We start from the raw sequence: 13,664 nt of genomic DNA, 5'->3' as shown, positions 1-13,664 counted from the left end.
AGCGGCTAATAAGGTCGCTCCGAGCCTCGCCGGATTGCCGGTGGGCTGCCCGAACAACCGGAATGTCGAATGATCCAGGAAGTCACCATCATAGGTGCCGCGCTTGCCGGTGTCCTATCTTTTGTCTCGCCTTGCGTCCTGCCTTTGGTGCCACCTTACCTGGGGTTCCTTGCGGGCGTTTCGCTGGAGCAACTATCAGGTGAAGCAGAAGACAGCACGGCTGCATCGCGTCGGGTGTTTCTGAGTGCCCTGTTCTTTGTGCTTGGTTTTTCAACCGTGTTCGTTTTGCTGGGGGCGACTGCCAGTTTTCTTGGCCAGTTCATTCGCGCCTATCTCGATTACCTGAGCTATATCGCCGGCGCCGCGATCATCGTTATGGGCCTGCATTTCCTTGGCGTGTTCCGCATAGGCCTGCTTTACAAGGAAGCGCGTGTTCACGTGGAGAAAAAGCCTGCGGGTCCGCTTGGCGCCTATGTCATCGGCCTTGCCTTCGGCTTTGGCTGGACACCTTGTGTCGGCCCAATACTGGCTGCCATTCTGTTTGTCGCTGGCGGAAAAGAAACGGTTGGGCAGGGTGCCTTGCTCTTGAGCGCCTATGCACTCGGCCTCGGTATCCCGTTCCTGATTGCCGCGCTTTTCGCTTCGCCGTTTCTCAAGTTCATGCGGCGGTTCCGCAAGCACATGGGTGTCGTTGAAAAGACCATGGGCGGCGTTCTCGTATTGACCGGGGTCATGTTCCTGACCGGGCAGATGGCGGTCTTGTCTTATTGGCTCCTGGAAACGTTCCCCGCGCTGCAGACCATCGGGTAAACGCAGCGCCAAAGTTCTTCGTCTTGGCGCATTGCATCAACCGACTGAAATCTAACGAGATTAGGTTGCCTTAAAACGCCGTGTCGCGAAATTCCGCCGCAGTCACGAGCGGGTCACCCGCGAACAGGGCCGGGTGACAGAGCTCAGTCACATCCAACAGGTGAAGACACGCAACGGCAGCGTCCGCCGCATTGGCAAACGGTCCGACCATCAAGGCAATACCGCCTTGAGGCGTATTTCGTTCCATCAGGAGCGGGCGAAGGTCACGCATGCGTTCCGCATTTTGATTCTTGAAATCGGCCCATGCTTTTGCTGCTGCAGCAGTTGAGCTGTAGTGACCGATAATCGCTCCGAAATCGCTTCGCTTCAGTTTGCTGTCACCGCCACCGCGAAGCCGTCCGGCGGGACTGGAAGGCGTGATAACCGCAGGTCGACTTGTCGTCTGGGTAGGTGTTGCGTCGAACGGCTCCGGCGAGGGCGGTGTAGAAGGCGTATTGTCTTCAACAGCCAAGGGGATTGAACCTGTCGCTTGGGGTTCGCCACCTGGCGCGGGCAGATCTACCCTTGGCAGGTCGACTATCCGGACCGGTTCGGCAGGATTGAAACTTCGGGTAGGCGCGTCGACTGGAGCGGTTCCGGAATCGATGCTGACCATCCGGGGGGGCGCCTTGGGAACATCAAGGGCCGGCGTTGCAACCTGTTTCTTGGTGTCCGCCTGATCTGGTGCCGCAGAAGTCGTCTGGTTCAGCTTTGAAGCATCGCGTTTTGCTTTAGGCGACGCTACGGGGACGGGAAGTGGTTTTTCCAGTTTTTCCGTCACCTCGGTGCGGACGATGCCCGGGCTCGGTTCCACTGGTTCGCCGCTGTCTCTGTCGGTATTTCCCATTTCAGAGAGCCTGGAAAAAGCAGCTTCCTTCTCCAGTGCAGCGATGCGGCGCGAATACGCAATATTTTGTTCGGCAAGTGCGCTAAGGCGTCGACGCAACCCGACGATTTCTTTTTGCAGCACAGCGATCTGGCTCTGGTCCAGACCGGGAAGGGGGGCGTGATCACTATCTTCCGGCAACTGCATGACTTCTACTGGCACTCCTCTGGCGGAAGGTGACGTGATGGAGGCAGTTGAACCCACGCTTCCGATCGGGGGCAGAGTTATTCCCGTCGGGAAATCGAACTTCGGTGTGAACTGGCCGTGGGCGTTGCTGAACTGATAGGAAGCAAGGCCGACAGTTCCCATGCAAACGGCCGCAAATGCCCAGGAAAGCAGGCCGACACGCGAAGGCGTGAACGTATCCCGGACAACGTCCCGAACAGATTTTTGTGCCTTCCGTTTTGCCAAAAGTCCTGCTTTCCGAGCCTGAAACCGAATCTCAAAGAAGATACCTCATCAGGTGCGCATTATGGTTAATGAAAAGCAAACCGAAGCACTCAGGAAGTCAGATCTTTCAATGTTCTGTGGATCGGGGCATATAGAGGCCGACTTGTGTGGGTGATGCCCGAAAAATTGACAGTGGACCTTTGATGACTTCCCGTTCTTGCCTTTCGATTGTTCTGGCCGCCGGACTCGGCACCCGGATGAAATCCAACCTGCCAAAGGTGATGCATGAGATCGGCGGACTGCCGTTGGTCGGGCATGTGGTAAAGGCCCTGAAACAGGCTGGCTCTGACCGAATTTCCGTCGTAACCGGCCCAGATATGCCCGAGCTTGAAAAGCTGGTTCAAAACCTTGCACCGGAAGCGCACTGTCATGTCCAGCACGAGAGGCTGGGTACGGCTCACGCGGCGCTTGCCGCCCGTTCTGCGCTGGCCTCGCCTTCGGACGATGTCCTGATCCTGTTCGGCGACACTCCACTGGTGACGGCAGACACGATAGGCAAAGTTCGACGGGCCTTGTCGGATGGTGCAGATCTGGCAGTGCTTGGGTTCGAAACCCAACAACCATTCGGCTATGGCCGGTTGCTGACCGATAACGGGCAACTGGTTGCCATTCGGGAAGAAAAGGACGCCTCGGAAGCAGAACGGAGGATCACGTTCTGCAATTCCGGCATCATGGGTTTCTCGGGGCAGCATGCTCTCTCTTTGTTGGATGCGATTGGCAATGCCAATGCCAAAAGCGAATTTTACCTGACGGACGCGGTTGAAATCGCCAACAGCAGGGGCTTGAAGGTTGTTGCGGTTTCCGGCTCGGAAGTCGAAACGCAAGGCATCAATACACGTGCCCAGCTGGCTGCCTGTGAAGAGGATTTCCAGGTTCGTATGCGTAATTTCGCTTTGGAAAACGGCTGCACATTGCTTGCGCCGCACACGGTTTATTTCTCGCATGATACCGTTCTGGAATCTGATGTGGTCGTAGAGCAGAATGTCGTCTTCGCCCCGGGGGTAAGGGTCGCAAGGGGAGCAAGGATCCGCGCCTTCAGTCACCTTGAGGGAGCATCCGTTGGCAGAAATAGCGCTGTTGGCCCCTATGCCCGTCTGCGGCTCGGCGCGGTTCTGGGGGCCGACACCCGTGTCGGTAACTTTGTCGAAGTCAAAAACACGACCTTCGAAGACGGTGCCAAGGCCAATCATCTCAGTTACATCGGCGATGCAAGTGTCGGTTCGAAGTCGAACATTGGTGCTGGCACGATTACCTGCAATTACGACGGCTACCTGAAACACCGGACAGAGATTGGAGCGGGCAGTTTTGTCGGTTCCAATTCCACGCTGGTGGCACCGGTCAGCCTTGGCAGTGGATCTTTTGTCGCTGCCGGAAGCGTGATCACCGATGATGTGGACCAGGATTCCATGGCATTTGGCCGCGCTCGGCAGATCGTCAAGGAAGGCAAGGCAAAACAGCTGCGGGAGCGGCTGAAGGCTGCCAAGGAAACCAAATCCTGACTTTCATACAATTCTCGACCCTTGTCATTTAATGAAACAGGGATTGATTTCTGGTTGGCAGGCGCTGTCGTCTAAAGCAGTGCGGTCCGTTGGATCCATTTTTAAAGGGCTTTTTGCATGTGTGGCATTGTTGGCGTGTTGGGAACGGTTGATGCGGCGCCGCGGATCGTGGATTCGCTGAAGCGGCTGGAATACCGGGGCTATGATTCTGCTGGCGTTGCCACATTGGTGGATGGTGCCATCGTGCGCCGCAGGGCGGAAGGCAAGCTGCGCAATCTTGAAGCTGTTCTCGAAAAGTCGCCCCTGACAGGCATCTCCGGGATCGGTCACACACGGTGGGCAACACACGGTGCACCAACTGTTGCCAATGCCCACCCGCACCAGGCCGGCTCGGTTGCCGTCGTTCATAATGGTATCATCGAAAACTATCTGGAACTGCGAGAGGAAATCGTCGCTGCCGGTGCCGTGCTGGATACCGAAACCGACACAGAAGTCGTGGCCCATCTGGTCAATCTGGCGATGGCCAAGGGACTTTCTCCTCGCGATGCTGTTGCACAGGTTCTGCCGCGCCTGAAGGGTGCTTTTGCATTGGCGATGCTGTTTTCCGGTGAGGAAGATCTTCTTATCGGTGCCCGCAAAGGATCGCCGCTTGCTGTCGGGCATGGAGACGGGGAAATGTTCTTCGGGTCCGATGCCATCGCCCTGTCGCCGTTTACCGACCGGATTACCTATCTTGATGAGGGCGATTGGGCTGTCATCACTAGGGCAGGTGTTGAGATTTTCGATCAGGCGAACCAGCCTGTCACGCGCCCGGAAGCAAGGTCGTCTGTCACCTCCAGTCTTATGGACAAAGGCAACTACAAGCATTTCATGGCCAAGGAAATCCACGAGCAGCCGGAAGTGCTGGGCCATACGCTGTCACGCTATTTCGATTACACGACCAAGCGGGCCCGCGTGGAAGGGGCTGACCAACTCAAGTTCAAGGACCTGTCGCGTCTGATCATCACGGCCTGCGGGACAGCGTATCTTGCCGGTCTGGTGTCCAAATACTGGTTCGAGAAATACGCCCGTCTTCCCGTGGAGATCGATATCGCCAGCGAGTTCCGCTATCGCGAAACACCGGTGAGCGACAAGGACACGGCGCTGGTCATTTCCCAGTCTGGCGAAACTGCAGACACGCTCGCCTCACTGCGCTACTGCAAGACGAATGGTGCCACGATCGGCGCGATCGTCAATGTTCCGGAAAGCACGATAGCCCGGGAAGCCGACAGGGTTTTCCAGACAATTGCCGGACCTGAAATCGGCGTTGCCTCGACAAAGGCCTTCACGTGTCAGCTTGCGGTGCTCGCCGGTCTTGCCCTGCAGGCCGGACGGGAGCGCGGCGTGCTGACGCCGGAGCGGGAGCAGGAGCTTGTCGCGGAATTGATCGAAGTGCCGAGCCTCGCTCTCAAGGCCCTGGCCCGTGAAAGCGATATCGAGAAACTGGCGCATCCGCTCTCCAAGGCAAGCAATGCACTTTACCTCGGCCGGGCAACCAATTTCCCGCTTGCACTGGAAGGCGCGCTGAAGCTCAAGGAGCTCTCCTACATCCACGCAGAAGGCTACGCTGCCGGGGAACTCAAGCACGGTCCTATAGCCCTCATCGATGAAAACATGCCGGTTTTCGTGATCGCGCCCTTTGACGCGATTTACGAGAAAACCGTTTCCAACATGCAGGAAGTGGCCGCGCGCGGCGGACGGATCGTGCTCATCACAGACGAGCGCGGTGCGTCGGAGTGCGGCAATGCGGCCGAAAATACCGTCATTCTGCCGGACATGTCGGATATCGTTGCGCCGATCATCTACGCGTTGCCTGTTCAGCTCATTGCCTACCACACGGCTGTCTTCATGGGCACCGATGTCGATCAGCCGAGGAACCTGGCCAAATCGGTGACGGTTGAATAGTCCATGGACAGCACAAGCACGCAAGACCGGGTTTTGCCCTTTGAGGAGCGGTACAGGGCCGACGTCATTGCGCTCTGGGAGAAATGTGGCCTGACGCGCCCCTGGAATGATCCGGACAAGGACATCGACCGCAAGCAGACCGACGAAAACGGAGCCTTCTTCGTGCTTCTGCGCGGGGACAGGCTTATCGGGTCCGTCATGGCCGGGTATGACGGCCACCGCGGCTCGATCAACTATCTTTCAGTCGATCCCGAATGCCAGACGGCGGGCCTTGGGAAAATGCTGATGAGCCGCTGCGAGGCATTCCTGGTTGCGAAGGGCTGTCCGAAGATCAACCTTATGGTACGTCAGGACAACGACAAGGTTCTGCGGTTTTACGAACAACTCGGATATGCGGAAGAAAGCGCTGTTTCCCTTGGGAAACGGCTTATTCCAGACATTTAGCCCGTCGACCTATGACGGATCCTTGCAACCGTCGGGAGGGGTGTTGCCCGGGCCCGATGGACGAGACAGGACGTAGGCTGCGCAGCCGATCATGAACAGTCCGACACCTATGGCAAGCCACAGGTCAGGATGGGCTGAAAGATAGAAGACGCAATATCCGAAGGTCATTCCGGAAATGGCGAAGATCTTTGCCTTCGGCGGGATCGCGCCATGTTCGCGCCAGGCAATCACTGGCGGCCCGAAGATAGGGTGGTTGAGGATGCGCGCCTCAAGTGCGGGAGAGGATCTGGCAAAACAGGCAGCGGCGAGGATGAAGAAGATCGTGCTCGGCAGAATGGGAAGGAACGCACCGACAATCCCGAGGCCGACACATCCGGTTCCCAGAAGTTTGAACGTGGTCCGCCGCAACACTGCCTCCAAATCCGGCATAATTTGAATACATCGCTGAAAAATAAATCAAGCGAAGGATACCGCACTGCGATAAAGATGCTTATCTAATTGCGGGTCAGTTGAAAAGACGAGCACACACAGGGAAGTTTCGGGTTTAACCCATGAGCCGACACAAACATAAAGCAGAAGACGCGCACAAGATAGGCCATCGGCCGGGTGCGGCAACACGTCTTCGCAACTACTTCCTGACAGGGCTGGTCATCGCCGGCCCGATCGGCATTACCCTGTGGTTGACCTGGACCTTCATCAAATGGGTGGACGGCTGGGTCAAGCCGTTTGTACCCAAGATCTACAATCCGGACACCTACCTGCCGTTTCCGATACCCGGTTTCGGGCTCATTGTTGCAGTTTTTGTCCTCACGGTCGTCGGCTTTCTTGCAGCAAACTTCCTTGGGCGTAGTCTTATCTCGGTTGGCGAAAAAATCGTCGGTCGCATGCCGCTCGTTCGTAACATTTACAGTGGCTTGAAGCAGATTTTTGAGACAGTGCTTGATCAGCGTGGAAGCAGCTTTACCACAGCTGCACTGATTGAATATCCGCGTAGAGGCCTCTGGGCGATTGTGTTCATCTCCACCGACACCAAGGGCGAAGTGGAGCGCCGGCTCAAGGACAAGGCCGATACACTTTCCGTGTTCCTGCCGACCACGCCGAACCCGACATCGGGTTTCTTGCTGTTTGTTCCGAAGGAAGATGTGATCGAACTGGACATGAGTGTCGAAGATGCCGCAAAGCTCGTGATCTCGGCTGGTCTGGTCAATCCGAAATATCCGGAAATTCTCGCAGACGATATTGTCGATCCGGCGCAGCTGGAGCGGGTGAGAAGCTCTGAAGACGCCTGAGTGCGTTAGCAACCAATGTAATCCATTATTCACTTTGCCCTACGTCGTCAGGCGTCCTTGCCGACTTACGTACGATTGGCTCAAATGGCTGCTGGTGTAGTCGTGCCGACACCTGGGAATTGACTCGCTGCTGTTCGAACTTGTCAGCCGGCCCTGAGGAGCCTGATCGCGGCATCGCGGCCGAACAGATACAAAAGACACCGCAGAGCTTCGCCGCGTTTGGTTTTCAGATCCGGATCCAGTTCAAGGATAAGTCTCGCGTCGTCGCGTGCAACTTCCATCAGATCGGCGTGTTCGTCGGCGCGTGCGATACGAAAACCTGGCGTGCCGGATTGTCGGGTGCCGAGAATTTCACCACCGCCGCGAAGCTTCAGATCTTCTTCCGCGATCAGGAAACCATCGTTGGTCTGGCGCATGATGTTGAGGCGCGCGCCAGCCGTTTCTCCAAGCGGTCCCTTGTAAAGAAGGACGCAGGACGAAGGCTTGTCACCGCGTCCGACACGGCCTCGCAGCTGGTGCAATTGCGCGAGGCCAAAACGTTCGGCGTGTTCGATCACGATTATGGTGGCATCGGGCACATCGACGCCGACTTCAATAACGGTTGTTGCCACCAGCACCTTGGTTGCGCCGGACTTGAAGTCTGCCATTGCGGCATCCTTTTCGTCGGCGTTCATGCGGCCATGGACCAGTGAGACGCGTTGCCGAAGAGCATGTTCCAGAACCCGGTGACGCTCCTCAACGGCGGCCAGGTCGATCTTTTCGGATTCTTCGACCAGTGGACATACCCAATAAACCTTCTGTCCGTCGGCGACCGCTGCACCAACCCGGCCAATGATCTCGTCCAGGCGGTCCAGTGACACCGAAACGGTGGTGATGGGCTTGCGGCCCGCGGGTTTGTCCGTCAGGCGCGACACGTCCATGTCGCCAAAGCCTGTCAGCACAAGCGTTCTCGGAATAGGAGTGGCGGTCATGACCAGAACATCGACGCCGTTGCCCTTGGCCGAGAGGGCGAGCCGTTGATGCACACCGAAGCGATGCTGCTCGTCTACGACGACCATGGCCAGATTGCGAAAGGTCACGGTTCCCTGGAAAAGGGCGTGGGTGCCGACCACGAGGTCGATCTCACCTGCGTCCAACTGCTCCTGTCGAAGGCGACGTTCCTTCTGGCTGTCCTTTCCGGTCATCAGGGCAAGGCGAATGCCTGCTTTTTCGCACAGCGGCAACATCGAGGCGTAGTGCTGGCGGGCGAGAATTTCCGTCGGGGCCATCAGGGCTCCTTGCGCACCGGTTTCTATCACCTGTGCCAGGGCGGCAAGCGCAACAACGGTCTTGCCGGCGCCGACATCGCCTTGCAGAAGTCGCAACATGCGCACCGGCTTGGCGAGGTCTTCATTGATTTCTTCGATCGCTTTTGCCTGACTGCCGGTCAATTGAAACGGCAGTGACGCTATCACCGCTTTTTGCAGTTCCCCTTTGGGGCTTCGCGATATTCCGCCAAGCGTACGCATGTGTGCCCGCACCATGGCAAGAGCCAACTGGCTGGCGAGCAGCTCGTCATAGGCAAGCCGCTGCATGAAGGGGGAGGCGGGGTCGATGTCGTTGCGTTCATGCGGTGCATGCAGTGTCTTCAAGGCTTCTGCAAAGTCCGGCCAGCCAGTCTGGTGAAGATGGGCGTCATTCAGCCATTCCGGGAGGTGAGGCACACGGTCGACAGCCGCCCGCACAGCCTTTTGCAGGGTTTTGGAGCTCAAACCGGCGGTTAACGGATAGACCGGTTCGATCGCCGGCATTTCTTCCGCTTCCTCAGGTTTCAGCGAATAGTCCGGGTGCACCATCTGAGGGCGCTCGTTGAACCATTCGACCTTGCCTGACACGATTCTTCGTTCGCCTTCGGGAAAAGTTTTCTCCAGCCAGTCATGGCGCGGGTGAAAGAAGACAAAGGTGATCTGGCCTGTCTCGTCGTAGGCGTTGATCCGGTAAGGTGCTTTCGAATGCCGGGGGGGCGCCATGTGCCGGCCGATGGTGACATCCAGTGTGACGATGTCGCCATTTTCCGAATAGGCGATGCCCGGGCGGTGCCGCCGGTCTATAAGGCTATGAGGAATATGAAAGAGCAGATCAGCAACGGTAGCGTCACGGTCCGGCTGGCTGCCGACGAGGCCGGACACCAGCTTTTCGATCTTTGGTCCGATTCCGGGCAAAGTCGAAACCGGGGCAAACAGGGGATCGAGGACCGGCGGGCGCATGTTCGGCGTGTAAACCTTCGAGAGACGGCAGGGCATTCGGTATCAGGAACCCCTGTTCTGCCACGAAGGCGGAGCGCTGCGCAACAAATAGAACATTCTGTGAACTGGGCGCTGACAAGCTCGTTCTCTGGCGCTATATAACCGACACGAAATCACTCGTCCGGCCGATATCGGCGAAAACAATACTGCCTTTGCCTAAAGGCCGGTCAGCTTCTCATAGGTCTGTTTCTCATGTCCGAAATGTCCGGCGCACACGTCGATACAAATGGTGGCGAACGGGATTCCCGGCGCAAGAAAATACTGTTTCGGTGCTGGCATCGGGGCATGAAGGAAATGGATCTGCTGTTGGGGGGATTTGCGGATGCCAAGATCGACAGCCTTACGGAAGAAGAACTCCTCGAACTCGAGCACCTGCTGACAGCGCATGACCAAGATCTGTACGCCTGGATGACAGGTCGCAAGCCCTTGCCGCAGGAGTGGGACGGTCCGCTTTACCGCCGCATCATTGCCTATCATGAAGCCGCCGGTCCGGCCGGGTTCGGCAGATAACAACAAGGACGCCAGCTGTGTTTGACAGCCTGCTGAAGGATCAGGCCAACGTGACGCTTGCCGGCGTTCCGGATGGGGCCGAAAGCTACGCTCTTGCAAGGCTGCTCGCCGAAACCCGGGCGCAGGGCCTTGCCCTGGTATTTGTCGCTCGCGACGCCACGCGCATGGCCATGGTCAGCGAAGCACTTCAGTTCTTCGATCCAGAGGTCGAAATCCTGCAGTTGCCCGCCTGGGATTGCCTGCCATACGACCGCGTTTCGCCCAATTCTGCGATCAGTGCACGCCGCTTGCTGGCGCTCGGCCAACTTGCGCGAGGCATGACGGATGGCAAGAAAACCGTACTGATGACAACGCTCAACGCGGCACTTCAGCGTGTCCCCGAGCGCTCTTTCATGGCCGACCAGACCTTCTCCATGGCACCGGGTAACCGGGTCGACATGGGAGCGATCTCCACATGGCTGGAGATGAACGGTTTTTCGCGAACTCCGACCGTTCGTGAAACCGGTGAATATGCTGTTCGAGGCGGTATTGTCGATCTCTTCGCGCCTGGAGCGGAGGAGCCCGTGCGGCTCGATTTCTTCGGCGATACCCTTGAATCGATCCGCTCATTCAACGCGGAAACACAGAGAACCTCCAAACAGCTGAAACGCCTTGACCTGGTTCCGATGAGCGAGGTCGTATTGTCCGAGGAAGCCATCTCCCGCTTCCGTCGTTCCTATCTTGCCAATTTTGGCGCAGCCAGCCGAGAAGACGTGCTCTATCAGTCGATCAGTGACGGTCGCCGATACGCAGGCATGGAGCATTGGCTGCCACTGTTCCACGACCGACTGGAAAGTCTGTTCGATTACATCGGCGATACGCCTGTCGTTCTGGACACCAGCATGAGTGACGCAGTCCGCGAACGCGTTGACCAGGTCACGGAATACTACCGCGCACGTCAGGAAGCGCGCGAAATGGGGACAAGCGCCGGAACGGTGCCTTACATGCCGGTGGAACCGGCCAGTCTCTATGTCACCGAAGAGGAATGGCGTGCAGCTGTCGCCGACCGCGCAAGCGCCGCACTTGATCCCTTTACGCCGCCGCCAGGCAGCGGCAAGACGATTGTCGAACTGGGTGGGCGTCAGGGCCGGAGTTTTGCTGCCGAAAGGGCAGCGGGCGACATCAACATTTTTGACGCGCTGACAACTCACGTGCGCCAACTGCAAAAGCAAGGCAAACGCACGGTGATTGCCTGCTGGTCAGAAGGTTCGCGCGACCGTCTCGGCCAGATTCTTGAAGACCATGGTCTTGGAGCGGTCAAGAATGCGGACACGCTGAAGGACATCGAGGGCCTTCCCGCCAAGACAACCGCGCTGTGTGTACTGGGCATCGAGCATGGCTTTGAGCTCAATGACGTCGTCTTCATCGGCGAGCAGGACATTCTCGGCGACAGGCTGGTTCGCAAGTCGCGGCGCAAGTCCAAGGGCGCCAACGTCATTACCGAAGCGACGGGCCTTTCGGAAGGCGATCTCGTCGTTCACGTGGACCACGGTATCGGTAGGTTCATCGGTCTGAAAACGATCGAAGCAGTCGGCGCGCCGCATGACTGCCTGGAACTTCAATATGCCGGAGGCGACAAACTCTATCTTCCGGTCGAAAACATCGAGCTTCTGTCCCGCTATGGCTCGGAAGACCAGGAAGCCCAGCTCGACAAGCTCGGTGGTGGTGCCTGGCAGGCACGAAAGGCCAAGCTCAAGAAGCGCATTCTGGAAATCGCCGACGGCCTGATCAAGACAGCAGCTCAACGCGCTCTCAAGACTGCGCCGGTGGTGGAAACACCGGAAGGCGTCTACGACGAGTTCGCGACGCGATTCCCCTACGAGGAAACAGACGATCAGCTTACGGCGATCGATGCGGTTTTCGACGATCTGTCATCAGGGAGGCCGATGGATCGGCTGGTTTGCGGCGACGTTGGGTTCGGCAAGACGGAAGTGGCACTTCGTGCAGCTTTCATTGCCGCCATGTCCGGGCGCCAGGTTGCGGTGGTGGTACCTACGACCCTTTTGGCCCGTCAGCACTTCAAGACCTTCTCCGAGCGCTTTCATGGTCTGCCGATCAACGTAGCCCATGCATCCCGCCTGGTGCCCACCAAACAACTGAGCCTGACCAAGAAAGGCATCACGGACGGTTCAGTCGATATTGTCGTCGGCACCCATGCTTTGCTGGGCAAGTCCATCGAATTCCGGGATCTCGGCCTGCTTATCATCGACGAGGAGCAGCATTTCGGGGTCAAGCACAAGGAGCGGCTGAAGGAGCTGAAATCGGACGTTCACGTGTTGACGCTATCGGCCACACCGATCCCGCGGACCTTGCAGCTTGCGCTGACCGGGGTACGCGAACTGTCGCTGATCGCAACGCCGCCTGTGGACCGACTGGCAGTGCGCACGTTCGTTTCGCCGTTCGATCCGTTGGTGGTTCGAGAAGCCCTTCTGCGCGAGCATTACAGAGGCGGGCAGAGCTTCTATGTCTGTCCGCGCCTTGCCGACATCGCAGAGCGCCTCGAGTTCCTTGAAAATCAGGTGCCTGAACTGAAAGTGGCGGTTGCCCACGGCCAGATGCCTCCGGGGGAACTGGAAGACGTCATGAACGCCTTCTATGAGGGCAAGTACAACGTCCTGCTGTCGACAACGATCGTGGAATCCGGGCTGGATATTCCGACCGCGAACACGTTGATCGTACACCGGGCGGATATGTTCGGCCTTGCACAGCTCTACCAGCTGCGCGGCCGTGTCGGCCGGTCCAAGACCCGCGCCTACGCGCTCTTTACGGTTCCTGCGAACAAGACGTTGACGGCGACTGCCGAGCGCCGATTGAAAGTCCTTCAGTCTCTCGAAACGTTAGGGGCAGGCTTCCAGCTGGCAAGCCACGATCTCGACATTCGCGGGGCAGGGAACCTGCTTGGCGAGGAGCAGTCCGGGCATATCAAGGAAGTCGGATTTGAACTGTATCAGCAGATGCTGGAAGAGGCGGTTGCCCAGCTCAAGGATGGTGGCGCGGATTTTGGCGACGAGCAGTGGTCACCGCAAATCAACATCGGCACGCCTGTGCTTATCCCGGAAAACTACGTCGCCGACCTGCAACTGCGTCTGCAGCTTTACCGCCGTTTGGGCGATGTCACCGAGGCGGAGGAAATCGATTCCTTCGGCGCGGAACTGATCGACCGGTTTGGACCGTTGCCGGAAGAAGTGCAGCATCTCCTAAAGATTGTCTTCATCAAGGGGCTTTGCCGCAAGGCCAATGTCGAGAAGGTCGATGCCGGGCCGAAAGGGATCGTCATCACGTTCCGCAATAGCGAATTCTCCAATCCGGCCGGTCTGGTTTCCTACATTGCCGAGCAGGGTGTCCTTGCGAAGATCCGACCGGATCAGAAGGTGGTGCTGACGCGCGATTGGGATAAAACCGACGCACGTTTGAAAGGGACCGCAACGGTGCTGACCAAGCTGGCGCGCCTGGCGGCCGCCTGAGGCAG

General features: G+C 57.8%; 10 protein-coding genes. 7 read left to right on the top strand and 3 right to left on the bottom strand.

All coding sequences use genetic code 11. The features are described from left to right. Nucleotides 1–69 precede the first annotated feature (69 nt). On the top strand, nucleotides 70–810 hold the full coding sequence (locus ACYQ6M_RS14580) for a cytochrome c biogenesis CcdA family protein (RefSeq protein WP_022998556.1): 741 nt from the start codon (nucleotides 70–72) through the stop codon (nucleotides 808–810). Between the two features lie 70 nt (nucleotides 811–880). Here ACYQ6M_RS14580 and ACYQ6M_RS14575 read toward each other — a convergent pair whose 3' ends face one another. After that, nucleotides 881–2,044 carry a hypothetical protein gene (locus ACYQ6M_RS14575; RefSeq protein WP_460074438.1) on the bottom strand — a complete coding sequence of 388 codons (1,164 nt, stop codon included), beginning with the start codon at nucleotides 2,042–2,044 and terminating at the stop codon, nucleotides 881–883. A gap of 284 nt (nucleotides 2,045–2,328) precedes the next feature. Between ACYQ6M_RS14575 and glmU the strand changes: the two genes are divergently transcribed. The 3 genes from glmU to ACYQ6M_RS14560 all read left to right on the top strand — a co-directional run bounded on the left by glmU (nucleotide 2,329) and on the right by ACYQ6M_RS14560 (nucleotide 6,072). Then, a complete protein-coding gene (gene glmU, locus ACYQ6M_RS14570) occupies nucleotides 2,329–3,684 on the top strand; it encodes a bifunctional UDP-N-acetylglucosamine diphosphorylase/glucosamine-1-phosphate N-acetyltransferase GlmU (RefSeq protein WP_460074436.1) in 1,356 nt (451 codons plus the stop codon). A 117-nt stretch (nucleotides 3,685–3,801) separates the two neighbouring features. Beyond that, nucleotides 3,802–5,628: a glutamine--fructose-6-phosphate transaminase (isomerizing) gene (gene glmS, locus ACYQ6M_RS14565; RefSeq protein WP_062488706.1), complete on the top strand. Its 1,827-nt coding sequence runs from the start codon at nucleotides 3,802–3,804 to the stop codon at nucleotides 5,626–5,628. 3 nt (nucleotides 5,629–5,631) lie between these two features. Continuing rightward, the gene (locus tag ACYQ6M_RS14560) at nucleotides 5,632–6,072 is read left to right on the top strand and encodes a GNAT family acetyltransferase (RefSeq protein ID WP_168686800.1); all 441 of its coding nucleotides are present in this window, start codon (nucleotides 5,632–5,634) and stop codon (nucleotides 6,070–6,072) included. A gap of 9 nt (nucleotides 6,073–6,081) precedes the next feature. Here the strand turns inward: ACYQ6M_RS14560 and ACYQ6M_RS14555 are convergent, their stop codons facing one another. Continuing rightward, a complete protein-coding gene (locus ACYQ6M_RS14555) occupies nucleotides 6,082–6,501 on the bottom strand; it encodes a YbaN family protein (RefSeq protein ID WP_062488708.1) in 420 nt (139 codons plus the stop codon). Between the two features lie 122 nt (nucleotides 6,502–6,623). Between ACYQ6M_RS14555 and ACYQ6M_RS14550 the strand changes: the two genes are divergently transcribed. Further along, entirely contained in the window at nucleotides 6,624–7,361 is a 738-nt protein-coding gene (locus ACYQ6M_RS14550) for a DUF502 domain-containing protein (RefSeq protein ID WP_055654395.1), read from the top strand. A gap of 143 nt (nucleotides 7,362–7,504) precedes the next feature. Here the strand turns inward: ACYQ6M_RS14550 and recG are convergent, their stop codons facing one another. Next, entirely contained in the window at nucleotides 7,505–9,607 is a 2,103-nt protein-coding gene (recG, locus tag ACYQ6M_RS14545; protein WP_168692998.1) for an ATP-dependent DNA helicase RecG, read from the bottom strand. A gap of 231 nt (nucleotides 9,608–9,838) precedes the next feature. Between recG and ACYQ6M_RS14540 the strand changes: the two genes are divergently transcribed. Next, a complete protein-coding gene (locus ACYQ6M_RS14540) occupies nucleotides 9,839–10,156 on the top strand; it encodes an FAD assembly factor SdhE (protein ID WP_077292816.1) in 318 nt (105 codons plus the stop codon). A gap of 17 nt (nucleotides 10,157–10,173) precedes the next feature. After that, a complete protein-coding gene (gene mfd / locus ACYQ6M_RS14535) occupies nucleotides 10,174–13,659 on the top strand; it encodes a transcription-repair coupling factor (protein ID WP_460074435.1) in 3,486 nt (1,161 codons plus the stop codon). Nucleotides 13,660–13,664: the final 5 nt, after the last annotated feature.

It is taken from the genome of Roseibium sp. ROS1 (assembly GCF_054658215.1).
The sequence above is the reverse complement of the archived record's forward strand: the minus strand, read 5'-3'. Positions and strand labels throughout refer to the sequence as shown.